Below are 24,477 nucleotides of genomic sequence, written 5' to 3'. Positions count from 1 at the left end.
AGGGCCTTTACTGGTTATTTTTTAACCAGACCTCATTATTCGCCGACGCTGATCTTCAGGCCAGCAGCTATTGCAAAAGGTGTCAGGGTTATCGCCAGGGCGGTCAGGCTACCAAGCCACAACAGATAACCGGTCGCCGGCATCCCCTGCAAGGCAGCCTGCAAGGCGCCACTGCCAAGGATCAACACCGGGATGTACAACGGTAGAATCAGTAGCGCTAGCAAAAGGCCGCCACGCTTCAAGCCCACCGTCAGCGCCGCGCCCACCGCACCGAGCAGGCTCAGTACCGGTGTACCGAGCAGCAACGAAAGCAGCAACACTGGCAGACAGGCGGCAGGCAAACCGAGCATCAGCGCCAGCAAGGGCGCGAGCAAAACCAGTGCCAGGCCGGAAAAAGCCCAGTGTGCCAGCACCTTGGCCAAAACCAGAAGAGCCAGGGGGTGCGGCGAAAGGACCCACTGTTCGAGGGATCCATCCTCGAAATCACTGCGGAAAAGCCCGTCCAGCGAGAGCAGGACCGATAAAAGTGCCGCGACCCAGACCAGCCCCGGAGACAAGGTTTGCAACAATTGAGACTCAGGACCGACGGCCAACGGGAACAGGGAAACGACGATGGCGAAGAACACCAGCGGATTGGCCAGTTCCGCCGGGCGGCGGAACAGCAGACGAGCCTCGCGGGCGACCAGCAGGCCGAAAACACTCATACGGCCCAGCTCCCCAGATCGATGTCGCGATAACCGGCCGGCATCCGGCTCAGCGTGTGATGAGTGGTCAACACCACCATGCCGCCGCGTTCGCAGTGGCCGGCCAGATGAGATTCAAGCTGTGCCACGCCCTGCTTGTCGAGGGCGGTAAAGGGTTCATCGAGGATCCACAGCGGCGGGCTGTCCAGATACAGACGCGCCAGCGCGACGCGGCGCTGTTGACCGGCAGACAGGGTGTGGCAAGGCACATCCTCGAATCCGCGCAGCCCGACCGCGTCCAGCGCCTGCCAGATCGCCTCATGGGTCGCCGGATGATGCAAGGCGCACAGCCAGCTCAGATTCTCTTCCGGCGTCAGCAAATCCTTGATCCCGGCCGCGTGGCCGATCCACAGCAGGTTGCGCGCCAGTTCGCCGCGTTGTGCATTCAGTGGCTGGCCGTTGAGCAGCACCTGACCGGCGGTCGGCTGCATCAGCCCCGAGAGCAGGCGCAACAGGCTGGTCTTGCCGCTGCCGTTGGGGCCGCTGATTTGTACCATTTCGCCACTGGCCAGTCGCAATTCGAGATTTTCGAAGAGCAGCCGAAGGTCTCGCTCACAGGCAAGGGCAACGGTTTGCAGGACAGGACTGGTCAAGGGTTCACGGGCCTTATACGGTTCAAGTCGGCTCTGGCGCGGCCGTTAAAGAGATGCAGCATAGATGCAATGACGTCTTGTTCTAGAGAGCTGCGTCAAACAATTGCAAAGTTTTCGCCATTTTTGGATACAACGGCGCGGCATTATACATGCCAGACCTTACTCTAAAGAGTGCATTTTCCTCAGGTTGTGACCGCGTATGACAGGCGAAATGAACATCCTCCCGCTACCGCAAACCCTCCCGGCGACTTCGCACCCGCCGGTGGTCAGTGGTGAGTTGCTCAAGTTGCTGACGCCGGTGGAGGGGCTGATCAGCGTCGGTCAAACCGCCCAGGCCGAAGTACTGTCGCTCAAGCAGGCGGATCAGACTTTCCAGATGCTGCTCAAGGTCACCCTCGACAGCGGCCGCCAGACCACGGTCCAGACTACCAGTAATCAACCGCTGGCCCAGGGCACCACGCTGGTCGTCAGCCAACCCTCGGCCGGCAACCTGGCCGTGACGGTGCAACAGGCCATTGCCTCCAACATCACCACCCTCACCCGCCTCGATACCTCGCAACTGCCCGTTGGCACCCTGCTGCAAGGCAAAGTGCTGACCTCGCAAGTGCTGCCCCAGGTACCCGGCCAGCCCATGATCTTTCGCTCGATGGTGGGCCTGCTCAATACCGCACTGAGCGGCAGCACCCTGAACATCGACAGCCCACAGCCCTTGCGCATCGGCACCTTATTGAGCGCGCAGGTGCAAGACGCCCAGACCGTGAAATTCGTGCCACTGAGCAGCCGACAGGAACAACTGGCGGTGACCCGGCAACTGGTCGACCAGCAAAGCCGCCAGGGCTCGCTGGACGGCTTGCTCAAGCTCCTGCAGAACCTTGCGCCCTCGGACCAGACATCCGTTGAATTGCGCAGCGCCGCTGCCCGGTTGCTCGCCGGCTTGCCAGATGTTCAACAGTTGAGCACCCCCAAGGGCCTGGCCCAGGCCCTGGCCAGCAGCGGTGTGTTTCTCGAAAGCAAACTGCTGACCGGGCAAAACCCGACGCTCGCGCCGGACATGAAAGGTGACCTGCTGAAACTGGTTGCGCAGTTGAGTCAGGGCTTGCCGGCCAACACCAGCCTCGGCGCGATCATCGCCGCCAACACCCTGGCCCAAGCCATGCCGAACTTTGTCCGCAACGCCCTGGGCATGCTCGGCCAGGTCAGCGCCAAGCCGTCGCCGAGCGGTTTCCCGCTGCCCGAACGCCTGTTGCAAAGCACCGAGGGTGAAAACGACCTCGAACACCTGCTGCGCCTGGCCGCCGCCGCGGTTTCACGCCTGCAAAGCCATCAACTGTCGAGTCTGGAACAAACCGGCCTAACCGCCGACGGACGGCTGATGAGCACCTGGCAGCTGGAAATCCCGATGCGCAATATGCAGGACATCGTGCCCTTGCAGGTCAAGTTCCAGCGTGAAGATTCACCCGAAAAAGAACAGCCGAAGGAACGTCGCGAAGAACGCGAACCCAAGCAACAGCTGTGGCGCGTCGAACTGGCCTTCGCCATGGAGCCATTGGGGCCGCTGCAAATTCAGGCGCAACTGATCAAGGGCAGCCTCGGCAGCCAGCTCTGGGCAGAGCGGCCTTACACCGCCAGCCTGATCGAAAGCAACCTGAGCGGGCTGCGTGACCGCTTGCTGTCCGCCGGCCTGAACGTCGGCGACCTCGATTGCCACCTCGGCACACCGCCCCAAGGCCCGCAAACCCGCCTCGAACAACGCTGGGTCGACGAAACCGCATGAAAAATCCCAACGCCCCACGCCAGGCCATTGCCCTCAAATACGACGGCAGCCACGCCCCCACCCTCACCGCCAAGGGCGACGAAGCCCTGGCGAAAGAAATCCTGCGGATTGCCCGCGACTGCGAAGTGCCGATCTACGAAAACGCCGAACTGGTGAGGCTGCTGACGAAGATGGAGCTGGGGGACAGCATTCCGCAGGAGCTCTATCGGACGATTGCCGAGATCATTGCGTTTGCGTGGAATCTGAAGGGGAAATTTCCGGCGGGGCAGGATCCGGATGCGCTGATGGTCGAGAAGGACATCACCGAGCGCGGGGATGATTATTGAGCTTACGAACCCGTTATGTAGGAGCCGGTTTGCCGGCGAATGCGAACTTGAATATTGCACCGATCATTTAGCCGCCTTCGCTGGCAAGCCAGCTCCTACGAAACGCAATAGCTTGAAACTGCGACCAACAATCAAACCATTGATGAGCCCTGCCCCCAGCGCCGCCGCTGCAACCGTCGACATTTCATTGGCCAGTTCCGGGTACATGGCCGCCTGGTAACCTTCGTAATAACGCCAGGCAAAAAAGCCCCAATACACAATCAGTACCTTGAACGTACCGGGTAGAACCAGATGTTGCCCCTCGCACTGCACATTGTTGTACGAGAAAAAACGCAGTGCCAGCAACCACCCCGCCAGCAATCCCAATGCATAGACTGAAAGCTGGATTGCAATTTCCTGGGAGGGATTGAGCGATGCGAGGGACAAAGCCACGAATATCACGGGTGATATCTGCAATGACCTTTTCGATACGTGGCTCCTGAAACAGGCGATGACGCCGTAGTAACTCAGAATAAAAAACACCGCATAAACCCACAGCGGTGTACCACGCAAAATGTCGATCATAAGCCTTCCTGGCACTGTGTATGTTTGAGCAGATCAAACTACTGATCGCTGGTTGCGATCACAAGACGGTGGGATCTGAGAATGTTATAGGCAGGAGACTACGACAGCGTAATCCCTGTCTGAGGATAGAGAGGAATGAGTCGGATCGCGGGGAAGATTGCTGCGCATTCGAGGACGCCTTCGCGAGCAAGCCCGCTCCCACATTTGGTCTTCTGTGAACACAAATTTTGTGTACGACATTGATCCAGTGTGGGAGCGGGTTTGCTCCGGGCGGCGTTCCGACGAAAGCGATTTCAGCCGGATAGCAACACTCAGTTCTTGTGAAGCTTACTCATCAACTCCGCCTCAGCCTGGGTCAAGCCGCAGGACTGGGTCAGTTCGTTGACGCTGGCGCCCATTCCGACTAACCGCGCTGCCTGGGCAAACGACAGGCTTGAAGGATCACGCTGTTCCAGCTGGGTGAGTTTGTCCGGCAACGGCGCAACGATCGCCCGCAGCTCGTGCAGGTCTTCGCCCATGCGCACATTGCCGTTCTGGTAGTCGTCGACGCGCTTGGCCAGGTCCTTGATGCGCTGATCACGCAGCGCATCACCCTTGGCCTGTTGCGCGGCGATGTGCTTTTGACCGCGAATGTACGCCAGGAACATCGCCAGCGTGCCTGCCCAAAACAGGAACAGGACAATGACCGCAACCTCGAGAATCAATCAGATACTCTCCAGTTCCGACCATTCTTCTTCGCTCATCATCTTGTCGAGTTCGACCAGGATGAGCAGTTCGTTGTTCTTGTTGCACACGCCTTGAATGAACTTGGCGGACTCTTCGTTACCCACGTTCGGCGCGGTTTCGATTTCCGACTGACGCAGGTAAACCACTTCGGCCACGCTGTCGACCATGATCCCGACAACCTGCTTGTCGGCTTCGATGATGACGATACGGGTGTTGTCGCTGATCTCGGCATTCATCAGGCCGAAGCGCTGGCGGGTGTCGATCACGGTGACGACGTTGCCGCGCAGGTTGATGATGCCCAGCACGTAGCTCGGGGCACCCGGGACCGGGGCGATTTCGGTGTAACGCAGGACTTCCTGGACGCGCATCACGTTGATGCCGTAGGTCTCGTTGTCCAGCTTGAAGGTGACCCATTGCAGGATCGGATCTTCGGAACCTTTTGCCGCCGTTGCCTTGTCATTCATACCCTGACCCCTCAAGAAACCGCCCTGGCGGTGTGTGTTCCGTGCAACGCCATCAGAGTGACGTCGCCTGTTTTGTTTATTTGACTGATGTCGGTTTTTGGCCCGGCTTGACGCCAGACATGTGCTTGGCTCCGCCGCTGGCGATCAACTCGGCCAACGAGGCGACATCGAGCAAGGCGCACATGTGTTCAATCACCGTGCCGGCGAGCCATGGCCGCTGACCTCGGTGACTTCTCCATTTGATTTCATTCGGGTCCAGGCGCAACGAACGGCTGACCTGATGCACCGCCAGCCCCCACTCGTAGCCCTGCACCGAAATCACGTATTGCAGGCCCTGCTTGAAATCGTCGCGGTAACGGTCGGGCATGACCCAACGCGCGGTATCGAGCACCTTGAGGTTGCCGGCCTGGCTCGGCAGAATGCCCAGGAACCACTCCGGCTGGCCGAACAGCGGCGTCAGCTCGTGACCGGCCAGTGAGTAAATCGAGCCCAGGCACACCAGCGGCACCGCCAGGGTCAAACCGGCGACATCGAACAACAGGCATTCGAAGGGTTCGGCAGCCCAGGACGGACGACCGTCGGTTTCCACCGGTGGCGGCGTATTGCTCGGCGGCAAATGAACTTCAACGACGGGCGGCACCAGCGCCTGAGGCGCCTCGATAACCGTAGTCTCCAGCGCTTCAGCTTCCTCAATCGGAACCACCAGGGCTTGCAACAGTGGCGCAAGAGTCGATACCGGCGCCAGAACGGGTTCCTGCGCTTCGACCACGGCTACGGGAGCCTTTGCCAAAGGCGCGACCACCGGAGCGGCAGCCACTGCGGTTTTCTGTGAATCCCGGGCCTGTTCTTCGAGCACCGCAGCCTGAAATTCATCCAGTACGCCTTGCTCTTCGACGACTTTCACCACTTCGACAAGCGCCTCAATCTCCGGGGCCATGTCCTCGGTTGCGTCTTGCAGCAAGTTGTCCAGATACGACTGCAACGCCAGTTGCGGGCGCGATGTCGTCTTCATCGGCCGATTCATTGGCACACCTGCGCGGGCGCTACGGGAATTGGGCTCATGTCACGCCACCTGCGCAACAAGTTGCGCCGCCAGCAGATGCTTGAGCAACGCGCGATAAGCGAGAACGCCTCGGCTCTTACCGTCGAATTGCGAAGGTGTCAGACCGGCGCGGCTGGCATCGCGCAGGCGTGTGTCCACCGGGATGTAGCCCTGCCAGATTTCCTCTGGAAACTTGTCGCGCAGCACGCGCAACGTTTCGAGGGACGCTTGGGTGCGGCGGTCAAACAGGGTTGGCACGATGGTGAAGGGCAACGCCTGTTTGCGCGAGCGGTTGATCATCGCCAGGGTGTTGACCATGCGCTCCAGGCCCTTGACCGCCAGGTGTTCGGTCTGCACCGGGATCACCAGTTGCTGGCTCGCCGCCAAGGCATTGACCATCAGCACGCCGAGCAAGGGCGGGCTGTCGATCACGGCGTAATCGAAGTCCTGCCACAGTTGCGCCAGGCTCTTGGCAATCACCAGGCCCAAACCACTCTGCCCCGGCGACTGGCGCTCAAGGGTGGCCAGCGCGGTGCTGGAGGGCAACAGGGAGATGCGTTCGTCACTGGTCGACAGCAGCAGTTGACCCGGCAGGCCTTGGGGCACGCTGCCCTTGTGCAAGAACAAGTCGTAGCTGCTGTGCTCCAGGGCGTCGGGATCGTAGCCGAAGTAACTGGTCATCGAGCCGTGGGGGTCGAGATCGACCACGACCACGCGCTTGCCCGCCTCCGCCAGTAAACCGGCTAAAGCGATGGAGGAAGTCGTTTTACCGACACCACCCTTTTGATTGGCGACTGCCCAGACTCTCATTCGGATTGTTCCTCCCGGCCGAATGGATCGACCGAGAAATAGCTCAACGTGTTAATGCGGGTGACGGAGAATTGACGGCGCTCTCTCGTACCGGCGACTTGACCGGGGTCGGTGCAGTTTGTGTGCCAGCACGCTTCAATGCGGCATCCGGTTGCGCATGGGCGGTTCCGGTGCCGGTCAGGCTGCGGCGAACATCGAGGTTGCGCGACACCACCAGCACCACGCGACGGTTGCGTGCGCGGCCTTCAGCGGTAGCGTTGTTGGCCACCGGCTGAAACTCGCCATAGCCCACCGAAGCCAGGCGACCGGGGTTCACCCCTTGCATCGCCAGCATGCGCACGATGCTGGCCGAGCGGGCCGAAGACAGCTCCCAGTTGGTCGGATACTGCGCGGTGCGGATCGGCTGATCGTCGGTGAAACCTTCGACATGAATCGGGTTGTCGAACGGCTTCAGGATCGCCGCAACCTTGTCGATGATGTTGAACGCGATGTCGCTGGGCATGGCGTCGCCGCTGCCGAACAACAGGCTGGAATTGAGCTCGATCTCGACCCACAACTCATTGCCGCGCACGGTCATCTGGTTGGAGCTGATCAGGTCACCGAACGCCGCACTGATGTCGTCGGCGATGCTTTTGAGGGGATCGCTGGCGCCGGCGACACCGGCATCGACCTGGTCACTGTCCTTGACCAGCGGCTTGGCCGGGGTCACGGTCTTTGGCCTCTCGTCACCGATGGGGATCGGCTTGAGCGAACGATCGGAATCGGTGAAGACCCCGATCAGCGCTTCGGAAATGACCTTGTACTTGCCTTCGTTGATCGAAGAGATCGAGTACATCACCACGAAAAAGGCGAACAGCAAGGTGATGAAGTCGGCATAGGAAACCAGCCAACGTTCATGGTTTACATGCTCTTCTTGCTGGCGACGACGGGCCATGAGTTTTTTCCCTTAATCCATGAAGCCTTGAAGCTTCAACTCAATGGAGCGAGGGTTTTCACCTTCGGCGATCGACAGCAGCCCTTCCAGCAGCATTTCGCGATAACGCGACTGGCGCAACGCAATGGATTTGAGTTTGGCGGCAATCGGCAGCAGCACCAGGTTGGCACTGGCCACGCCGTAGATGGTGGCGACGAAGGCCACGGCGATGCCGTTACCCAGTTGCGACGGATCACCCAGGTTGCCCATGACGTGAATCAGGCCCATCACCGCACCGATGATGCCTATGGTCGGCGCGTAACCGCCCATGCTTTCGAAGACCTTCGAAGCTTCGACATCGCGGCTTTCCTGGGTGTAGAAGTCCACTTCGAGAATGCTGCGAATCGCTTCCGGCTCGGCGCCGTCGACCAGCAGTTGCAGGCCTTTGCGTGCGTAGTTGTCGGGTTCGGCGTCGGCGATACCTTCAAGGCCCAGCAGGCCTTCCTTGCGTGCGGTCAGGCTCCAGTTCACCACGCGATCGATGCCACCGGCCAGGTCGACACGGGGCGGGAACAGGATCCAGGCGAGGATCTGCATGGCGCGCTTGAAGGCGCTCATCGGCGATTGCAGTAGCGCGGCGCCAATGGTGCCACCGAGCACGATCAGCGCTGCCGGGCCGTTGGCCAGGGCGCCGAGATGACCGCCTTCAAGGTAGTTGCCGCCGATGATGGCGACGAAGGCCATGATGATGCCGATCAGGCTTAGAACATCCATCAGATACAGGCCTCGACCAGGTGCTTGCCAATGTCGTCGAGGCTATACACCGCGTCGGCGAGCTCGGCTTTGACGATGGCCATCGGCATGCCGTAGATCACGCAACTGGCTTCGTCCTGTGCCCAGATCGAACTGCCGCCCTGCTTGAGCAGGCGCGCGCCTTCACGGCCGTCGGCGCCCATGCCGGTCAGGACCACCGCCAGAACCTTGTCGCCGTAGGACTTGGCTGCCGAACCGAACGTGATGTCCACGCATGGCTTGTAATTCAGACGTTCGTCACCCGGGAGGATTTTCACCGCACCGCGGCCGTCGATCATCATTTGCTTGCCACCCGGCGCCAGCAGCGCCAGGCCCGGACGCAGGATGTCGCCATCCTCGGCTTCCTTGACGCTGATGCGGCACAGCTTGTCCAGGCGCTCGGCGAAGGCCTTGGTGAAGGCGGCCGGCATGTGTTGAACCAGCACGAGCGGGGCCGGGAAGTTGGCCGGCAATTGGGTCAACACCCGCTGCAGGGCAACCGGGCCGCCGGTGGACGTACCAATGGCCACCAGTTTGTAGGCTTTGCGTTTCGGCGCGGGCGACGGCGCGGTGGCCGCATGCGTACGCACAGGGATCGGTGCCGGTGCCGGACGCACGGGCGCGCTGCTGCCGTAACTGCCGACGCTCGAAGGCGCAGGTGTTGGAGCGGGTGCGGCCACAGGGGCCGGAGCGCTGTAGGCACTGACACGACGATTGCTGCGCGCAATGCTCAGGATCTTCTCGCACAGCAGTTGCTTGACCTTCTCGGGGTTGCGCGAGATGTCTTCGAAATTCTTCGGCAGGAAGTCCACCGCGCCGGCATCCAGCGCATCGAGGGTGACCCGGGCGCCTTCGTGGGTCAGCGAGGAGAACATCAGGACCGGGGTCGGGCAGCGTTGCATGATGTGCCGCACGGCGGTGATGCCGTCCATCATCGGCATCTCGTAGTCCATGGTGATCACGTCGGGCTTGAGGGCCAGTGCCTGATCGATCGCCTCTTTGCCGTTGGTCGCCGTGCCGACGACCTGGATATTCGAATCCGCTGAAAGAATTTCCGAGACGCGGCGGCGGAAAAACCCCGAATCGTCCACCACCAGGACTTTGACTGCCATAAACACTCCATTAGATGGAGCGAGGCCAGGCGCCCCGCTCCACCAGAATCAAATACGCCGTGTGGCGTAACGCTTGAGCATGCTCGGAACATCGAGAATCAGCGCAATGCGGCCGTCACCGGTGATGGTGGCGCCGGACATACCCGGCGTTCCCTGGAGCATTTTGCCCAATGGCTTGATGACCACTTCTTCCTGGCCCACCAGTTGATCGACGACAAAGCCGATCCGCTGCGTGCCCACAGAAAGGATCACCACATGTCCTTCACGCTGCTCTTCGTGAGCGGCGGAGCTGACCAGCCAGCGTTTGAGATAGAACAATGGCAGTGCCTTGTCCCGCACGATCACCACTTCCTGGCCGTCCACGACGTTGGTGGTCGACAGGTCGAGGTGGAAGATCTCGTTGACGTTCACCAGCGGGAACGCAAAGGCCTGGTTGCCGAGCATGACCATCAGCGTCGGCATGATCGCCAGGGTCAACGGCACCTTGATGACGATCTTCGAACCCTGGCCCTTGGCCGAGTAGATGTTGATCGAACCGTTGAGCTGGGAAATCTTGGTTTTCACCACGTCCATGCCCACGCCGCGACCCGATACGTCGGAGATCTCGGTCTTGGTCGAGAAACCCGGGGCGAAGATCAGGTTGTAGCATTCGGTGTCGCTCAAACGGTCCGCCGCATCCTTGTCCATCACGCCGCGTTTAACCGCGATGGAACGCAGGACGTTCGGGTCCATGCCTTTGCCGTCATCGGAGATCGACAGCAGGATGTGGTCGCCTTCCTGCTCGGCTGCAAGAATCACCTTGCCGCCCCGGGCCTTGCCCGAGGCTTCGCGTTCTTCCGGTGACTCGATACCGTGGTCGACCGCGTTGCGCACCAAGTGGACCAGCGGATCGGCCAGGGCCTCGACGAGGTTCTTGTCGAGGTCGGTTTCTTCGCCGACCAGTTCCAGGTTGATCTCTTTCTTGAGCTGGCGAGCCAGGTCGCGAACCAGGCGCGGGAAGCGCCCGAAGACTTTCTTGATCGGTTGCATCCGGGTCTTCATGACCGCGGTTTGCAGGTCGGCGGTGACCACGTCGAGGTTCGACACAGCCTTGGACATGGCTTCGTCGCCGCTGTTGAGGCCGAGGCGGACCAGGCGGTTACGCACCAGCACCAACTCGCCGACCATGTTCATGATCTCGTCGAGACGCGCGGTATCGACGCGCACGGTGGTCTCGGCTTCGCTCGCCGGTTTTTCCGCCGGTGGCGCGGCCGGGGCACGCGCAGCAGCAGGTGCAGCGGCAGCAGCCGGCGTTTCAGCTTTTGGTTCGGGTGCCTTGGTCACTGGTTTCGGCGCCGCAGCCTTCGCGGCCGGCGCGGCAACGGACGTGTTCGATCCGCTGGCAACCGTCGCCTTGCCGACTTCGCTGAACCTGCCTTTGCCGTGCAACTCATCGAGCAGCGATTCAAATTCGTGATCGGTGATCAGATCGCTGCCGACCGCTGCGGCGGCTGGCGCGGCAGGTGCTGGCACAGAAGCAATGGCCGACTCGAGCGCATCGACAGCAAAGTTACCCTTGCCGTGCAGTTGGTCGAGCAGTGCTTCGAATTCGTCGTCAGTAATATCGGAGCTGTCGCCGGCCGCTTTCGGTGCTTCTGGCGCAGCCGGCGTAGGGACCACTGCGTCAACGGCGAACTGGCCTTTACCATGCAGTTGATCGAGCAACGACTCGAACTCGGCATCGGTGATTTCGTCGCTGGCAGCGGCATTGCTGGCAGGCGCTGGAGCAGCCGCCGGGGCCTCGGCCTGCGCCTTGACGGCGTTCAGCGAGTCCAGCAGTTGTTCGAATTCATTGTCGGTGATGTCGCCCGATTCGGCTTCAGCCACAGGCGTTTGAACCACAGCAGCGACAGGCGCGGATACCACCTCGTCAGCCGATTGCGGCTCGGCCAGGCGGGCCAGCGCCGCAAGCAATTCAGGTGTCGCAGCCGTGATCGGGCGGCGTTCGCGGACTTCGCTGAACATGCTGTTCACCGCGTCCAGCGCTTCGAGAACCACGTCCATCAGTTCCGAGTCGACGCGACGTTCACCCTTGCGCAGGATGTCGAACACGTTCTCGGCGATGTGGCAGCACTCCACCAGCTCGTTGAGCTGGAGGAAGCCGGCGCCCCCTTTTACAGTGTGAAAACCGCGAAAAATTGCATTGAGCAGATCCGCATCATCCGGACGGCTTTCCAGCTCGACCAGTTGCTCGGACAGTTGCTCTAGAATCTCGCCGGCCTCAACCAGGAAATCCTGAAGGATCTCTTCATCGGCGCCGAAGCTCATTAAGGGGATGCTCCTAACAGGTCTACCTAAAATCCAAGGCTGGATAGCAAATCGTCCACATCGTCCTGACCGGACACAACGTCTTCTCTTTTATCGGCATGAATCTGCGGACCTTCACCCTGAGATAGATGTTTTTGTGGATCTTTTTCTGCAAGCATCGCTTCGCGGTCATGTTCGATGCCCGCAAAGCGGTCCACCTGACTGGCCATCAGCACGAGCTTGAGCAGGTTGCTTTCAACTTCGGTGACCAACTGGGTCACACGCTTGATCACCTGGCCTGTGAGGTCCTGGTAATCCTGGGCGAGCAGGATGTCGTTGAGGTTGCCCGACACCGCGCGATTGTCCGTGCCGCTGCGCGCCAGGAACCCGTCGACCCGCCGGGCCAGTTCACGAAACTCTTGCGCGCCGACTTCGCGACGCATGAAGCGCCCCCAGTCCGCGCTCAACACCTTGGCTTCATCCGCCAGGCCATTGACCAGCGGCGTGGCACTTTCCACCAGATCCATGGTGCGGTTGGCCGCGGCCTCGGTCAGCTTGACCACATACCCCAGACGCTCGGTGGCGTCGGTGATCTGCGACACTTCTTCGGCTTGCGGCATGTGCGGGTCAATCTGGAAATTGACGATCGCGCTATGCAGTTCGCGAGTGAGCTTGCCCACTTCCTGATACAGGCCGCGGTCACGGGTCTGGTTGAGCTCATGGATCAATTGCACCGCGTCGCCGAACTTGCCTTTTTCAAGGCTGGCGACCAATTCGACGGCGTGTTTTTTCAGGGTCGATTCAAAATCGCCCAATGAAGTTTCGTTATTGCCCATAGCTCCCCCATGGCGCACTCATCAACCGATGCGTTCGAAAATCTTCTCGATTTTTTCTTTCAACGCCTGGGCCGTGAAGGGTTTGACCACATAGCCGTTAACGCCGGCCTGGGCCGCTTCGATGATCTGCTCACGCTTGGCTTCAGCGGTCACCATCAGCACCGGCAGGTGCTTGAGCTTTTCATCGGCACGCACATGGCGCAGCAGATCGATACCGGTCATGCCAGGCATGTTCCAGTCCGTTACCAGAAAGTCGATGCTTCCGCTGTTGAGCACCGGAATGGCGGTAGTGCCATCGTCGGCCTCGACGGTGTTGGTGAACCCAAGGTCACGCAGCAGGTTCTTGATGATCCGCCGCATCGTTGAGAAGTCATCAACGATGAGGATTTTCATGTTCTTGTCCAATTCGACCTCCAAGCAGTCTTAAACGCGCCCAGCACCTGGACACGCCATTTCAATCAATCCGGCAAAGCACTCGATGACTGTCTGGAGCACAACAGATCGCGACCGGCGCAGTTCAACACCACACCGGCCTCGTTCGCAGTGTCCCCCACACTGCCTTCAGCGCGCTCGCCACTCCCCCAAACGCCCCCGCAAACGGGCCGCGCACTGGCTGTGTAACTGGCTGACCCGAGATTCGCTGACCCCAAGGACCTCACCGATTTCCTTGAGGTTCAACTCTTCGTCGTAGTACAGCGCCAACACCAGTCGCTCACGCTCCGGCAAATTGGCAATCGCATCTGCCAGCGCAGCCTGGAAGCGTTCATCTTCCAGGTCGCGTGACGGCTCGATATGAGCACTCGCCCCATCCTCGTGCAGCCCTTCGTGTTCGCCGTCCTGCAACAGATCGTCGAAACTGAACAGCCGGCTGCCCAGGGTGTCGTTCAAAATCCCGTAGTAATCGTCGAGACTCAATTGGAGTTCGGCCGCAACTTCGTGATCTTTAGCATCACGACCGGTTTTCGCTTCAATCGAGCGAATGGCGTCGCTGACCATGCGTGTATTGCGGTGAACCGAACGTGGCGCCCAGTCCCCCTTACGCACTTCATCGAGCATGGCGCCGCGGATTCGAATGCCCGCGTACGTCTCGAAACTGGCGCCTTTGCTGGCGTCATACTTGGTCGACACCTCAAGCAGGCCGATCATCCCGGCCTGGATCAGGTCTTCGACCTGGACACTGGCCGGCAGGCGCGCCAACAAGTGGTAGGCAATGCGTTTAACCAGCGGCGCGTAACGCTCGATCAGCTCGTACTGCGCATCACGCGCCGATGTTTTGTAGAGGTTGTAACCGCTTGCCGTCATAGAACCGGTCCTGCTGTCTGCTGCACGAGGCGCTCGACGAAAAATTCCAGGTGCCCGCGCGGGTTGGCAGGCAGCGGCCAGGTATCGACCTTCTGTGCGATCGCCTTGAATGCCAGCGAGCACTTGGAACGCGGGAAGGCCTCGTAGACGGCGCGCTGCTTCTGCACCGCCTTGCGCACGCTTTCGTCGTAGGGCACCGCGCCGACGTATTGCAGGGCGACGTCGAGGAAGCGATCCGTGACCTTGGTCAACTTGGCGAACAGGTTGCGCCCTTCCTGCGGGCTCTGGGCCATGTTGGCCAGGACGCGGAAGCGGTTCATGCCGTAGTCACGGTTAAGCAATTTGATCAATGCGTAGGCGTCAGTGATCGAGGTCGGCTCGTCGCACACCACCAGCAGCACTTCCTGGGCTGCGCGAACGAAACTGACTACCGAGTCACCAATGCCCGCCGCGGTGTCGATCACCAATACGTCGAGGTTGTCGCCGATATCGCTGAAGGCCTGGATCAGGCCGGCGTGTTGCGCGGGGCTCAGATGCACCATGCTCTGAGTGCCGGATGCGGCCGGAACGATACGGATACCGCCGGGGCCCTGCAGCAGTACATCGCGCAGTTCGCAGCGGCCCTCGATCACGTCGGCCAGGGTACGTTTGGGTGTCAGGCCCAGCAGAACGTCAACGTTCGCCAGTCCCAGGTCGGCGTCCAACAGCATGACGCGCCGGCCAAGCTCAGCCAGAGCCAGGGACAAGTTCACTGACACATTAGTTTTCCCGACGCCACCTTTGCCGCCGGTCACCGCGATCACCTGTACGGGATGCATGCTGCCCATGTTATTTCTTTACCTTGTCTTGCATAGACGGAGGCCACATTACTGGCTGCGCGTTCACAAACGGAACAATGCATGGCAGACCATCGATGTAGGTACAAAAACTGTTCATTACTACCTTAGCCAACCTGCTTGGTTTGGCTGTGGTAAATATCAGCGAACATGTCAGCCATGGCTTCTTCGCTGGGTTCTTCCTGCATTTGCACGCTGACGGCGCGACTGACCAACTGATGACGGCGCGGCAGATGGAGATCATCCGGAATCCGCGGGCCATCGGTCAGGTAGGCCACCGGCAGCTCATGACTGATGGCCAGGCTCAACACCTCGCCCAGACTAGCCGTTTCATCCAGTTTAGTCAGGATGCAGCCAGCGAGCCCACAACGCTTGTAACTGTGATAAGCGGCGGTTAGAACCTGTTTCTGGCTGGTGGTTGCCAGAACCAGATAATTTTTCGAGCGGATGCCTCGACCGGCCAGGCTTTCGAGCTGCATGCGCAGGGCCGGGTCGCTGGCCTGCAGGCCGGCGGTATCGATCAGTACCACGCGCTTGCGCAGCAAGGGTTCCAGCGCCTGCACCAGCGACTGGCCCGGATCGACGTGGGTCACCGACACGTTGAGTATGCGCCCCAGGGTCTTGAGCTGCTCCTGGGCACCGATGCGGAAGCTGTCCATGCTCACCAGCGCAATGTTCTGCGCGCCGTACTTGAGCACGTAACGGGCAGCCAGCTTGGCCAGGGTGGTGGTCTTGCCCATGCCGGCTGGGCCTACCATGGCGATCACACCGCCCTCTTCCAGCGGCTCGATTTCCGGTGTCACGATCATGCGCGCCAGGTGCGCCAGCAACATGCGCCAGGCCTGACGAGGCTCTTCGATATCGGTGATCATCGTCAAAAGGTCGCGCGACAGCGGGCCGGACAGGCCGATGCGTTGCAGGCGACGCCAGAGGTTGGCCTGGTCCGGACGGCTGCCCTGCAGCTGATTCCAGGCCAGCGAGCCGAGTTGGACTTCCATGAGTTCGCGCAGGCTGTTGAGTTCGAAACGCATCGAGTCGAACGCGCGCGGGTCCACGCCAGTGGAGGCTGGTGCAGCAGCCGGTGCGGGGCGACGGGGTTCGGCGTACGTTGGTTCGATCAACGGCTCGGCTGCGGTGAGCGGCAAGCCGGCGAACAACTGGCGATTGGTCGCATTGTCGCTCTCGCCGTCGCCACGCAGGCTCAGTTCGGCCTGGGCAGTGACGATCCGCGACTGAGTCTTGCGCAGCTCGTCTTCGAGTTCCATGTTCGGAACCCGCGGTGCCAGCGCCGACAACTTGTAATCCAGTGCAGCCGTCAGTTCGACACCTCCTGCGATCCGGCGGTTGCCAATGATGGCGGCATCAGCGCCCAGCTCATCGCGAACCAGCTTCATGGCCTGACGCATATCGGCGGCGAAAAAACGCTTAACTTGCATAAACCACTACCTCAGCCGTTGGGCCCTACTGTCGCAACGATGGTCACTTGCTTGTTGTCAGGGATTTCCTGGTAAGCCAACACGTGCAAACCCGGGACTGCGAGCCGGCCGAATCGCGAGAGCATCGCGCGAACCGGACCGGCCACCAGCAGAATCACCGGCTGACCTTGCATCTCCTGGCGCTGCGCTGCGTCGATCAACGAACGTTGCAGCTTCTCAGCCATGCTTGGCTCCAGCAGAACACCCTCTTCCGAGCCTTGCCCGGCCTTTTGCAGACTATTGAGCAATATCTGTTCCAACCTTGGCTCCAGCGTGATAACTGGCAGCTCCGACTCAGTGCCTACAATGCTTTGGACGATTGCACGGGATACGCCAACACGCACGGCAGCCACCAGCGCGGCGGTATCTTGACTCTTGGCGGCATTGTTGGCGATGGCTTCGGCAATGCTGCGGATGTCGCGCACCGGCACTTGTTCGGCCAACAGCGCTTGCAGCACCTTGAGCAGCTGCGATAGCGAAACCACCCCTGGCACCAGCTCCTCGGCCAGTTTCGGCGAGCTTTTGCCCAGCAATTGCATGAGCTGCTGCACTTCTTCGTGACCGATCAGTTCACTGGAATGCTTGTAAAGTATCTGGTTCAGGTGGGTGGCCACTACGGTACTGGCATCGACCACCGTATAACCGAGGGATTGCGCCTGGGCGCGCTGGCTGATTTCGATCCAGACCGCCTCCAGGCCGAAAGCCGGATCTTTGGCGGTAATGCCGTTGAGCGTGCCGTAGACCTGCCCCGGGTTGATCGCCAGCTCGCGATCCGGGTAAATCTCTGCTTCGGCCAGGATTACCCCCATGAGGGTCAGGCGATAGGCACTGGGCGCCAGGTCGAGGTTGTCGCGGATATGCACGGTCGGCATCAGGAAACCCAGATCCTGGGACAGCTTCTTGCGCACACCCTTGATCCGCGCCAGCAACTGGCCGCCCTGGTTGCGGTCCACCAACGGAATCAGGCGATAACCCACCTCCAGGCCGATCATGTCGATGGGCGTCACGTCATCCCAGCCAAGCTCCTTGGTTTCCTGGGCACGGGCCGGCGACGGCAACAACTCCTGCTGGCGCTTGACCTCTTGCAGGGCCTGCACCTTGGCGACGTTCTGCTTTTTCCAGAACAGGTAGGCGCCACCGGCCGCCAGGGCCGCCATGCTGAGGAACGAGAAGTGCGGCATGCCGGGCACCAGGCCCATGACCGCCATCAAGCCTGCCGCCACCGCCAGCGCCTTGGGCGAGGCGAACATCTGGCGATTGATTTGCTTGCCCATGTCTTCCGAACCGGAAGCACGGGTCACCATGATCGCGGCGGCTGTCGATAACAACAGTGATGGCAATTGCGCCACCAATCCGTCACCGATGGTCAACAGCGCATACACCTTGCCGGCGTCGGCGAAGTTCATGTTGTGCTGGAAGATACCGACCGCCATGCCGCCGATCAGGTTGATGAACAGAATCAGCAGGCCGGCGATGGCGTCACCGCGGACGAATTTGCTGGCACCGTCCATGGAACCGTAGAACTCGGCTTCCTGGGCCACTTCCGAACGACGGGCCTTGGCCTGGGCCTGATCGATCAGGCCGGCGTTGAGGTCGGCGTCGATCGCCATTTGCTTGCCGGGCATCGCATCGAGGGTGAAACGCGCGCTCACCTCGGAAATCCGCCCTGCGCCCTTGGTCACCACGACGAAGTTGATGATCATCAAGATCGCGAAGACCACGATACCAACCACGTAGTTACCGCCAATCACCACCTCGCCGAAGGCCTGGATCACCTTGCCGGCCGCCGCATGACCGTCCTGGCCGTGGAGCATCACCACCCGCGTGGAGGCCACGTTCAACGCCAGGCGCAATAGCGTCGCCACCAGCAGAATGGTCGGGAACACCGCGAAATCCAGCGGCCGCAAAGCGTAGACGCACACCAGCAGCACGACGATGGACAGGGCAATGTTGAAGGTGAAGAACACGTCCAGCAGGAACGGCGGCACCGGCAACATCATCATCGCCAGCATGACCAGCAGCAACAGCGGCACGCCCAGATTGCCTCGACTGAGGTCGGCAATGTTTGTGCGGGCACTGTTGATTAACTGAGAGCGATCCACCGGTTTTCCCCGTTCCTTTAAAGCAAACTTTTGACGCCTGAAGCAGGCGCAGAACGGCTACTGCAAGAAGCTTTCCAACTTTTGCAGAGGGAGAAATACAGAGTTTTTCAGGGGGTTATGTAGTGCCTTGACTGGCCTCTTCGCGAGCAAGCCCGCTCCCACAAGTTATCGCCGAACCTGTGGGCTTGCCCGCGAAGGGGCCATCAGCGACAGCGCGAATCTCAGGAATCGCGCCGCAGATCCGGCGGAATCGGCAGGTCATCCTTGAGCGGATCCGGTCGCTTGCCCTTGCCCGCCTGGTACTGTCGAATCTGATAAACGTAAGCCAGCACCTGCGCGACCGCCAGGTAGAGCCCGCCGGGGATTTCCTGCTCAAGCTCGGTGGAGTAGTAGATCGATCGCGCCAGCGCCGGCGACTCCAGCAGCAGGATCTCGTTGGCCGCCGCGATCTCGCGGATCTTCAGGGCCAGGAAGTCGCTACCCTTGGCCAGCAACACCGGCGCATTACCCTTTTCCGGGTCGTACTTCAGGGCCACGGCATAGTGCGTCGGGTTGGTGATGACCACGTCGGCCTCGGGAATGGCGGCCATCATCCGCCGCTGGGACATCTCGCGTTGCAGCTGTCGAATCCGCTGCTTGACCTCCGGCCGCCCCTCCTGGTCCTTATGCTCGTCACGCACTTCCTGCTTGGTCATCAGCAGTTTCTTGTGGCTTTCCCAGAGTTGTACCGGCACATCCACCACAGCGATCAGGATCAGCCCGCACGCCATCCACAAGGTGCTCCAGCCCACCACTTGCAGGCTGTGAATGATCGCCATGTCCAAGGGCTCATGGGCGATGCGCAGCAGGTCATCGATGTCCGATGACAACACCGCCAGCGCCACGAACAGGATGATGATGAACTTGGCCAGAGCCTTGAGCAGTTCGATCAGCGACTTGGTGGAGAACATGCGCTTGAGGCCGGGACCGGGGTTCAAGCGACTGAACTTGGGCGCCATGGAACTCGCCGCGAACAACCAGCCACCCAGGGAGATCGGACCGATGATGGCGGCCAGCACCAAGGTGATCATCACCGGCTGGATCGACCACAGGGCAATTTGCCCCGAGCGCATCAGGTAGGTGGCCATGGAGCGCTGATCCAGAATCACTTCCCGCGGCAGCGAGAAGTTGATGCGCATCAGCTCCATCATGTCCTGCGCCATGGCGCCGCCAAAAATCAGCAACGCCGAGGCACCGACCAGCATGATCGCCAGAGTGTTGAGTTCCTTGGACCGGGCTACCTCACCCTTTTCACGGGAGTCCTGCTTGCGCTTCTCCGTGGGGTCTTCTGTTTTGTCCTGACCGCTTTCGCTCTCAGCCATGACTCAGCTCGCCCGTGCCATTTCGCGTAACAACTGCAATGCCTCAGTGGCCAGCGGTTGATACTGGTTGAGAATGTCCGCCAGCCCGACCCAGACGATGAACAGCCCAAGCACCAGGATCAGCGGGAAGCCGACAGAGAAAATATTGAGTTGCGGCGCCGCCCGGGTCATGACGCCAAACGCGATGTTGACCACCAGCAACGCGGTGATCGCCGGCAGCACCAGCAACAACGCCGAACCGAGCACCCAGCCGAGCTTGCCGGCCAGCTCCCAGTAGTGATTGACCATCAGGCCGCCACCCACCGGCAACGTGGTGAAACTCTCGGTGAGGATCTCGAACACCACCAGATGACCGTTCATGGATAGGAACAGCAGCGTCACCAGCATGGTGAAAAACTGCCCGATCACCGCCGTCGATACACCGTTCGCCGGGTCGATCATGGAAGCGAAGCCCATGCCCATCTGGATGGCGACGATTTGCCCGGCGACCACAAAGGCCTGAAAGAACAGCTGCAAGGAAAAACCCATCACCGCACCGATGAGAATCTGCTCGGCAATCAGCAACAACCCGCTCAAATCCAGTGGATTCACCGGCGGCATCGGCGGCAGGCCCGGCGCGATGACCACGGTAATGGCCAAGGCGAAATACAGGCGGATGCGCCGGGGCAGCAGGGTCGTGCCAAATACCGGCATGACCATCAGCAAGGAGCCGACGCGAAACAGCGGCAGCATGAACGTCGCCACCCAGGTGCTGATCTGCGTATCGGTCAGCGCTAGCAGTGACATGGTTTAGCCGATGACCTGAGGAATGCTGCCGTACAACTGCAGGATGTAGTCCATGAAGGTCTGCACCATCCATGGACCGCCGACGATCAGCGTCACCAGCATCACCAGCAGGCGCGGCAGGAAGCTCAGGGTCTGTTCGTTGATCTGGGTGGCGGCCTGGAACATCGCCACCAGCAGGCCCACAAGCAAACTTGGAATCACCAGGATCGCCACCATCATGGTGGTCAGCCACAACGCTTCGCGAAAGATGTCGACCGCGACTTCTGGCGTCATGGCGAGACACCACCGAAGCTGCTGGCCAGCGTGCCGATGATCAGCGCCCAGCCATCCACCAGCACGAACAACATGATCTTGAACGGCAGGGAAATGATCAGCGGCGAGAGCATCATCATACCCATGGCCATCAACACACTGGCCACGACCAGGTCGATGATCAGGAACGGAATGAAGATCATGAAGCCGATCTGGAACGCCGTTTTCAGCTCGGAGGTGACGAAGGCCGGCACCAGGATGGTCAACGGCGCCTGATCCGGCGTCGCGATGTCAGTGCGCTTGGACAGGCGCATGAACAGCTCCAGATCACTGGAGCGGGTCTGGGCGAGCATGAAGTCCTTGATCGGCACCTGGGCCTTGGCGACCGCATCCTGGGCGGTCATTTTTTCTGCCAGGTACGGTTGCAAGGCGTCCTGATTTACCCGGTCGAACACCGGCGCCATGATGAACAGGGTCAGGAACAGTGCCATGCCGGTGAGGATCTGGTTCGACGGTGTCTGCTGCAGGCCCAGGGCCTGGCGCAGGATCGAGAACACGATGATGATCCGGGTGAAGCTGGTCATCAGCATGACAAACGCCGGGATAAAACTCAGCGCGGTCATGATCAGCAGGATTTGCAGGCTGACCGAGTATTCCTGCGCACCCTGCGCATTGGTGCCCAGGGTGATGGCCGGGATCGACAGCGGATCGGCACCGAATGCCAGCGGCGCGGCCAGCATCAGGGCCAGCATCAAGACGATGCGTAGCGCACCCATTACTTCTTATCCTTCTGATCTTTACCCAGCATCTCCAGCAGGCGCTGTGCAAACTCCGGCGTCGGCTTTTCGGTACTCGGCACTTGCACCGGTTCCTTGAGAACGTGCAGCGCAGCAATGTTGCCGGGGCTCAGGCCCAACAGAATCTGCTCGTTGCCGACCTGCACCAGCATCAGGCGGTCACGAGGCCCCAGCGCGCGGGAGCCGACAATCTCGATCACCTGCCCCTTGCCTGCCGGACCGGCCTGCTGGACCCGACGCAGCAACCAGGCGAGGAGAAAGATCAGCCCCAGCACCAGCAGCAAGCCGAACACCAGTTGCGTCAACTGGCCAGCCACACCGCTGCTCACCGCCGGCGCAGCGGCGGTAACAGCTGTCGCAACCGGCTCGGCCGCCAGCACGCTGAGCGGCATTGCGAGCACAAACCCCAGAACCTTTTTCACTCAGCGCAGCTTCTTGATGCGTTCGCTTGGGCTGATCACGTCCGTCAGGCGGATGCCGAACTTCTCGTTGACCACCACCACTTCGCCGTGGGCGATGAGCGTGCCATTGACCAGCACGTCCAGTGGCTCGCCGGCCAGGCGATCAAGCTCGATCACCGAACCCTGGTTCAGTTGCAGCAGGTTGCGGATGTTGATGTCGGTGCTGCCCACTTCCATGGAAATCGACACCGGGATATCAAGGATCACGTCCAGGTTCGGGCCTTCGAGGCTGACCGGGTCGTTGTTTTTCGGCACGCTGCCGAACTCTTCCATTGGCAAACGGTTAGACGCGGAACTGCCGGAATCGGCGGCCAGCAAAGCGTCGATGTCAGCCTGCCCGGCATCACCGGTTTCTTCCAGGGCCGCAGCCCATTCATCGGCCAGCGCCTGATCGTCCTGCGTGTTCATATTGTCAGTGTCCTCGGCGAGCAAAAATTCAGAATTCGGTTAATCGCGAATGGGTACGAGCGCCGGTCAACGGCGCTCGATCGGCTCGATCACTTGCAACGCCAGGTTGCCCTTGTGCGAGCCCATCTTGACCTTGAAGGCCGGCACGCCGTTGGCGCGCATGATCATTTCTTCCGGCATCTCGACCGGGATCACATCCCCCGGCTGCATGTGCAGGATGTCGCGCAGGCGCAACTGACGACGAGCCACCGTCGCCCCGATCGGCACGTCGACGTCCAGCACGTCCTGGCGCAGGGCGTTGACCCAGCGCTCGTCCTGGTCATCGAGGTCCGACTGAAAGCCGGCGTCGAGCATTTCGCGCACCGGCTCGATCATCGAGTACGGCATGGTCACGTGCAGGTCGCCGCCACCGCCATCGAGTTCGATGTGGAAGGTCGACACCACAATGGCTTCGCTCGGGCCGACGATGTTGGCCATGGCCGGGTTCACTTCCGAGTTGATGTACTCGAAGTTGACTTCCATGATCGCTTGCCAGGCTTCCTTCAAGTCGACAAAGGCCTGCTCCAGCACCATGCGCACCACACGCAGTTCGGTCGGGGTGAATTCACGCCCTTCGATCTTGGCGTGCCGGCCGTCGCCACCGAAGAAGTTGTCCACCAGCTTGAACACCAGTTTGGCGTCGAGGATGAACAGCGCGGTGCCGCGCAGGGGTTTGATCTTGACCAGGTTCAGACTGGTCGGCACGTACAGCGAATGCACGTATTCGCCGAACTTCATCACCTGCACGCCGCCGACCGCCACGTCCGCCGAGCGACGCAGCATGTTGAACATGCTGATGCGGGTGTAGCGGGCGAAACGTTCGTTGATCATTTCCAGGGTCGGCATGCGTCCACGGACGATGCGATCCTGGCTGGTCAGGTCATAGCTTTTGACGGTGCCGGGTTCGGCAGCGTTTTCGGTCTGTACCAGACCATCGTCGACGCCATGCAACAGCGCGTCGATTTCATCCTGGGACAGCAGGTCCTGCACGGCCATGTCGTGTTCCTACTGCAGTACGAAATTAGTGAAAAGCAACTGTTCGATCACCACTTTGCCGAGCTCTTTCTGCGCCACTTCCTGGACGCTGGCGGTGGCTTTCTGCCGCAGCATTTCCTGTCCGACCGGCGAGGCGAGGGTCGCGAAGTCCTGCCCGGAGAACAGCATGACCAGGTTATTGCGGATCACCGGCATGTGGACCTTGAGCGCCTCCAGATCCGCCTGGTTGCGCGCGAGCATGGTGATGCTCACTTGCATGTAGCGCTGGCGGCCGTTCTGGTTGAAGTTGGCCACGAAGGCCGGCGCCATCGCCTCGAAAATCGCTGGCTGTTTGCCGATGGCAGCGGTTTCTGCCACGGCGGCGGCAGGCTTGCTCTGAGCGCTGTGCATGAAGTACCAGGTCGCCCCCACGGACACACCGATCGCCAGCAGCAGGGCCACCACGATCACGATAATCAGCTTGAGTTTGCCTTTGGTTGCGGGGTCTTTAACTGCTGCGTCGCTCTTCGCCATGCCAATAATCCGTCACTATTCGGGTTTTCACAGTCGCACGGCAAGGCAAGAGCAAGTGTTATGCCAGAAGTGTCTGGAAAGGATTGGGCGGGGACGGGTGCGATTCGCAATATGCAGTGAAACCCCTGTGGGAGCGGGCTTGCTCGCGAAAGCGGTGTGTCAGGTCAG

The 24,477-nt window shown here is 60.6% G+C and carries 27 protein-coding genes; 2 read left to right on the top strand and 25 right to left on the bottom strand.

The window, feature by feature from the left end; genetic code table 11:
• Positions 1-35 precede the first annotated feature (35 nt).
• Both ccmB and ccmA read right to left on the bottom strand, forming a co-directional pair.
• Entirely contained in the window at positions 36-704 is a 669-nt protein-coding gene (gene ccmB, locus AC1DVE_RS16785) for a heme exporter protein CcmB (RefSeq protein WP_007980754.1), read from the bottom strand.
• On the bottom strand, positions 701-1,336 hold the full coding sequence (gene ccmA, locus AC1DVE_RS16780; protein WP_223460010.1) for a cytochrome c biogenesis heme-transporting ATPase CcmA: 636 nt from the start codon (positions 1,334-1,336) through the stop codon (positions 701-703). The genes ccmB and ccmA overlap by 4 nt, the downstream gene beginning before the upstream one ends.
• Positions 1,337-1,535: 199 nt before the next feature.
• Here ccmA and fliK point away from each other — a divergent pair, with 199 nt between their 5' ends.
• Together fliK and AC1DVE_RS16770 are read left to right on the top strand one after the other, a co-directional pair.
• Positions 1,536-3,110, top strand: coding sequence for a flagellar hook-length control protein FliK (fliK, locus tag AC1DVE_RS16775; RefSeq protein WP_223460011.1), 1,575 nt, complete (start codon positions 1,536-1,538; stop codon positions 3,108-3,110).
• Positions 3,107-3,436, top strand: coding sequence for an EscU/YscU/HrcU family type III secretion system export apparatus switch protein (locus tag AC1DVE_RS16770; RefSeq protein WP_223460013.1), 330 nt, complete (start codon positions 3,107-3,109; stop codon positions 3,434-3,436). Before fliK ends, AC1DVE_RS16770 begins: the two co-directional genes overlap by 4 nt.
• Before the next feature lie 63 nt (positions 3,437-3,499).
• On the opposite strand, the gene AC1DVE_RS16765 is transcribed toward AC1DVE_RS16770, so the two are convergent.
• From AC1DVE_RS16765 to fliL, 23 genes are all read right to left on the bottom strand, one after another.
• Positions 3,500-4,000, bottom strand: a complete 501-nt coding sequence (locus tag AC1DVE_RS16765; RefSeq protein WP_223460015.1) for a DUF6622 family protein — start codon at positions 3,998-4,000, stop codon at positions 3,500-3,502.
• Positions 4,001-4,311: 311 nt separating this feature from the next.
• Positions 4,312-4,704 carry a DUF2802 domain-containing protein gene (locus AC1DVE_RS16760; protein ID WP_223460016.1) on the bottom strand — a complete coding sequence of 131 codons (393 nt, stop codon included), beginning with the start codon at positions 4,702-4,704 and terminating at the stop codon, positions 4,312-4,314.
• The gene (locus AC1DVE_RS16755) at positions 4,705-5,190 is read right to left on the bottom strand and encodes a chemotaxis protein CheW (protein ID WP_007980742.1); all 486 of its coding nucleotides are present in this window, start codon (positions 5,188-5,190) and stop codon (positions 4,705-4,707) included. It abuts the gene before it with no gap.
• Positions 5,191-5,266: 76 nt separating this feature from the next.
• A complete protein-coding gene (locus AC1DVE_RS16750; protein ID WP_223460018.1) occupies positions 5,267-6,214 on the bottom strand; it encodes a CheW domain-containing protein in 948 nt (315 codons plus the stop codon).
• Between the two features lie 39 nt (positions 6,215-6,253).
• Positions 6,254-7,042, bottom strand: a complete 789-nt coding sequence (locus AC1DVE_RS16745) for a ParA family protein (RefSeq protein WP_477784056.1) — start codon at positions 7,040-7,042, stop codon at positions 6,254-6,256.
• A gap of 43 nt (positions 7,043-7,085) precedes the next feature.
• Entirely contained in the window at positions 7,086-7,976 is an 891-nt protein-coding gene (gene motD / locus AC1DVE_RS16740; RefSeq protein WP_223533566.1) for a flagellar motor protein MotD, read from the bottom strand.
• Positions 7,977-7,988: 12 nt separating this feature from the next.
• Entirely contained in the window at positions 7,989-8,729 is a 741-nt protein-coding gene (locus AC1DVE_RS16735; protein ID WP_150724481.1) for a flagellar motor protein, read from the bottom strand.
• Positions 8,729-9,859, bottom strand: a complete 1,131-nt coding sequence (locus AC1DVE_RS16730; RefSeq protein WP_223460022.1) for a protein-glutamate methylesterase/protein-glutamine glutaminase — start codon at positions 9,857-9,859, stop codon at positions 8,729-8,731. Before AC1DVE_RS16730 ends, AC1DVE_RS16735 begins: the two co-directional genes overlap by 1 nt.
• 48 nt (positions 9,860-9,907) lie before the next feature.
• Entirely contained in the window at positions 9,908-12,166 is a 2,259-nt protein-coding gene (locus AC1DVE_RS16725) for a chemotaxis protein CheA (RefSeq protein WP_223460024.1), read from the bottom strand.
• 26 nt (positions 12,167-12,192) lie between these two features.
• Positions 12,193-12,981, bottom strand: coding sequence for a protein phosphatase CheZ (locus AC1DVE_RS16720; RefSeq protein WP_223460026.1), 789 nt, complete (start codon positions 12,979-12,981; stop codon positions 12,193-12,195).
• Positions 12,982-13,002: 21 nt separating this feature from the next.
• Positions 13,003-13,374 carry a chemotaxis response regulator CheY gene (locus tag AC1DVE_RS16715; protein ID WP_003183998.1) on the bottom strand — a complete coding sequence of 124 codons (372 nt, stop codon included), beginning with the start codon at positions 13,372-13,374 and terminating at the stop codon, positions 13,003-13,005.
• A gap of 168 nt (positions 13,375-13,542) precedes the next feature.
• The gene (gene fliA, locus AC1DVE_RS16710; protein WP_223460028.1) at positions 13,543-14,283 is read right to left on the bottom strand and encodes an RNA polymerase sigma factor FliA; all 741 of its coding nucleotides are present in this window, start codon (positions 14,281-14,283) and stop codon (positions 13,543-13,545) included.
• Complete coding sequence (fleN, locus tag AC1DVE_RS16705; protein WP_008001746.1) at positions 14,280-15,110, bottom strand: flagellar synthesis regulator FleN; 831 nt, start codon at positions 15,108-15,110, stop codon at positions 14,280-14,282. The genes fliA and fleN overlap by 4 nt, the downstream gene beginning before the upstream one ends.
• A 116-nt stretch (positions 15,111-15,226) precedes the next feature.
• Positions 15,227-16,555 (bottom strand): flagellar biosynthesis GTPase FlhF, encoded by a 1,329-nt coding sequence (gene flhF, locus AC1DVE_RS16700; RefSeq protein ID WP_223460030.1) that lies wholly within the window; start codon positions 16,553-16,555, stop codon positions 15,227-15,229.
• Between the two features lie 11 nt (positions 16,556-16,566).
• Entirely contained in the window at positions 16,567-18,696 is a 2,130-nt protein-coding gene (gene flhA / locus AC1DVE_RS16695; protein ID WP_223460032.1) for a flagellar biosynthesis protein FlhA, read from the bottom strand.
• A 221-nt stretch (positions 18,697-18,917) separates the two neighbouring features.
• Complete coding sequence (flhB, locus tag AC1DVE_RS16690; RefSeq protein WP_223537497.1) at positions 18,918-20,057, bottom strand: flagellar biosynthesis protein FlhB; 1,140 nt, start codon at positions 20,055-20,057, stop codon at positions 18,918-18,920.
• 3 nt (positions 20,058-20,060) lie between these two features.
• Positions 20,061-20,843: a flagellar biosynthetic protein FliR gene (gene fliR / locus AC1DVE_RS16685; protein WP_150724473.1), complete on the bottom strand. Its 783-nt coding sequence runs from the start codon at positions 20,841-20,843 to the stop codon at positions 20,061-20,063.
• A gap of 3 nt (positions 20,844-20,846) precedes the next feature.
• Positions 20,847-21,116: a flagellar biosynthesis protein FliQ gene (gene fliQ / locus AC1DVE_RS16680; protein WP_007983364.1), complete on the bottom strand. Its 270-nt coding sequence runs from the start codon at positions 21,114-21,116 to the stop codon at positions 20,847-20,849.
• Positions 21,113-21,871: a flagellar type III secretion system pore protein FliP gene (gene fliP, locus AC1DVE_RS16675; protein WP_223460036.1), complete on the bottom strand. Its 759-nt coding sequence runs from the start codon at positions 21,869-21,871 to the stop codon at positions 21,113-21,115. Before fliP ends, fliQ begins: the two co-directional genes overlap by 4 nt.
• Complete coding sequence (fliO, locus tag AC1DVE_RS16670) at positions 21,871-22,314, bottom strand: flagellar biosynthetic protein FliO (protein ID WP_223460038.1); 444 nt, start codon at positions 22,312-22,314, stop codon at positions 21,871-21,873. The genes fliP and fliO overlap by 1 nt, the downstream gene beginning before the upstream one ends.
• A complete protein-coding gene (gene fliN, locus AC1DVE_RS16665) occupies positions 22,315-22,761 on the bottom strand; it encodes a flagellar motor switch protein FliN (protein WP_057398370.1) in 447 nt (148 codons plus the stop codon). It abuts the gene before it with no gap.
• Positions 22,762-22,827: 66 nt separating this feature from the next.
• Positions 22,828-23,796, bottom strand: coding sequence for a flagellar motor switch protein FliM (gene fliM / locus AC1DVE_RS16660; protein ID WP_057398369.1), 969 nt, complete (start codon positions 23,794-23,796; stop codon positions 22,828-22,830).
• A gap of 9 nt (positions 23,797-23,805) precedes the next feature.
• The gene (gene fliL / locus AC1DVE_RS16655; protein ID WP_223460040.1) at positions 23,806-24,309 is read right to left on the bottom strand and encodes a flagellar basal body-associated protein FliL; all 504 of its coding nucleotides are present in this window, start codon (positions 24,307-24,309) and stop codon (positions 23,806-23,808) included.
• Positions 24,310-24,477: the final 168 nt, after the last annotated feature.

The organism is Pseudomonas sp. P4_B4, from assembly GCF_056402255.1.
This window is presented reverse-complemented; position numbering and strand designations above follow the sequence as displayed.

Excerpts from the sequence above, each read along its gene's own strand:
- ccmB (WP_007980754.1), bottom strand. The coding sequence starts at position 704 with ATGAGTGTTTTCGGCCTGCTGGTCGCCCGCGAGGCTCGTCTGCTGTTC.
- fliK (WP_223460011.1), top strand. The coding sequence starts at position 1,536 with ATGACAGGCGAAATGAACATCCTCCCGCTACCGCAAACCCTCCCGGCG.
- AC1DVE_RS16770 (WP_223460013.1), top strand. The coding sequence starts at position 3,107 with ATGAAAAATCCCAACGCCCCACGCCAGGCCATTGCCCTCAAATACGAC.
- AC1DVE_RS16765 (WP_223460015.1), bottom strand. The coding sequence starts at position 4,000 with ATGATCGACATTTTGCGTGGTACACCGCTGTGGGTTTATGCGGTGTTT.
- AC1DVE_RS16755 (WP_007980742.1), bottom strand. The coding sequence starts at position 5,190 with ATGAATGACAAGGCAACGGCGGCAAAAGGTTCCGAAGATCCGATCCTG.
- AC1DVE_RS16750 (WP_223460018.1), bottom strand. The coding sequence starts at position 6,214 with ATGAATCGGCCGATGAAGACGACATCGCGCCCGCAACTGGCGTTGCAG.
- AC1DVE_RS16745 (WP_477784056.1), bottom strand. The coding sequence starts at position 7,042 with ATGAGAGTCTGGGCAGTCGCCAATCAAAAGGGTGGTGTCGGTAAAACG.
- motD (WP_223533566.1), bottom strand. The coding sequence starts at position 7,976 with ATGGCCCGTCGTCGCCAGCAAGAAGAGCATGTAAACCATGAACGTTGG.
- AC1DVE_RS16735 (WP_150724481.1), bottom strand. The coding sequence starts at position 8,729 with ATGGATGTTCTAAGCCTGATCGGCATCATCATGGCCTTCGTCGCCATC.
- AC1DVE_RS16730 (WP_223460022.1), bottom strand. The coding sequence starts at position 9,859 with ATGGCAGTCAAAGTCCTGGTGGTGGACGATTCGGGGTTTTTCCGCCGC.
- AC1DVE_RS16725 (WP_223460024.1), bottom strand. The coding sequence starts at position 12,166 with ATGAGCTTCGGCGCCGATGAAGAGATCCTTCAGGATTTCCTGGTTGAG.
- AC1DVE_RS16720 (WP_223460026.1), bottom strand. The coding sequence starts at position 12,981 with ATGGGCAATAACGAAACTTCATTGGGCGATTTTGAATCGACCCTGAAA.
- AC1DVE_RS16715 (WP_003183998.1), bottom strand. The coding sequence starts at position 13,374 with ATGAAAATCCTCATCGTTGATGACTTCTCAACGATGCGGCGGATCATC.
- fliA (WP_223460028.1), bottom strand. The coding sequence starts at position 14,283 with ATGACGGCAAGCGGTTACAACCTCTACAAAACATCGGCGCGTGATGCG.
- fleN (WP_008001746.1), bottom strand. The coding sequence starts at position 15,110 with ATGGGCAGCATGCATCCCGTACAGGTGATCGCGGTGACCGGCGGCAAA.
- flhF (WP_223460030.1), bottom strand. The coding sequence starts at position 16,555 with ATGCAAGTTAAGCGTTTTTTCGCCGCCGATATGCGTCAGGCCATGAAG.
- flhB (WP_223537497.1), bottom strand. The coding sequence starts at position 20,057 with ATGGCTGAGAGCGAAAGCGGTCAGGACAAAACAGAAGACCCCACGGAG.
- fliR (WP_150724473.1), bottom strand. The coding sequence starts at position 20,843 with ATGTCACTGCTAGCGCTGACCGATACGCAGATCAGCACCTGGGTGGCG.
- fliQ (WP_007983364.1), bottom strand. The coding sequence starts at position 21,116 with ATGACGCCAGAAGTCGCGGTCGACATCTTTCGCGAAGCGTTGTGGCTG.
- fliP (WP_223460036.1), bottom strand. The coding sequence starts at position 21,871 with ATGGGTGCGCTACGCATCGTCTTGATGCTGGCCCTGATGCTGGCCGCG.
- fliN (WP_057398370.1), bottom strand. The coding sequence starts at position 22,761 with ATGAACACGCAGGACGATCAGGCGCTGGCCGATGAATGGGCTGCGGCC.
- fliM (WP_057398369.1), bottom strand. The coding sequence starts at position 23,796 with ATGGCCGTGCAGGACCTGCTGTCCCAGGATGAAATCGACGCGCTGTTG.
- fliL (WP_223460040.1), bottom strand. The coding sequence starts at position 24,309 with ATGGCGAAGAGCGACGCAGCAGTTAAAGACCCCGCAACCAAAGGCAAA.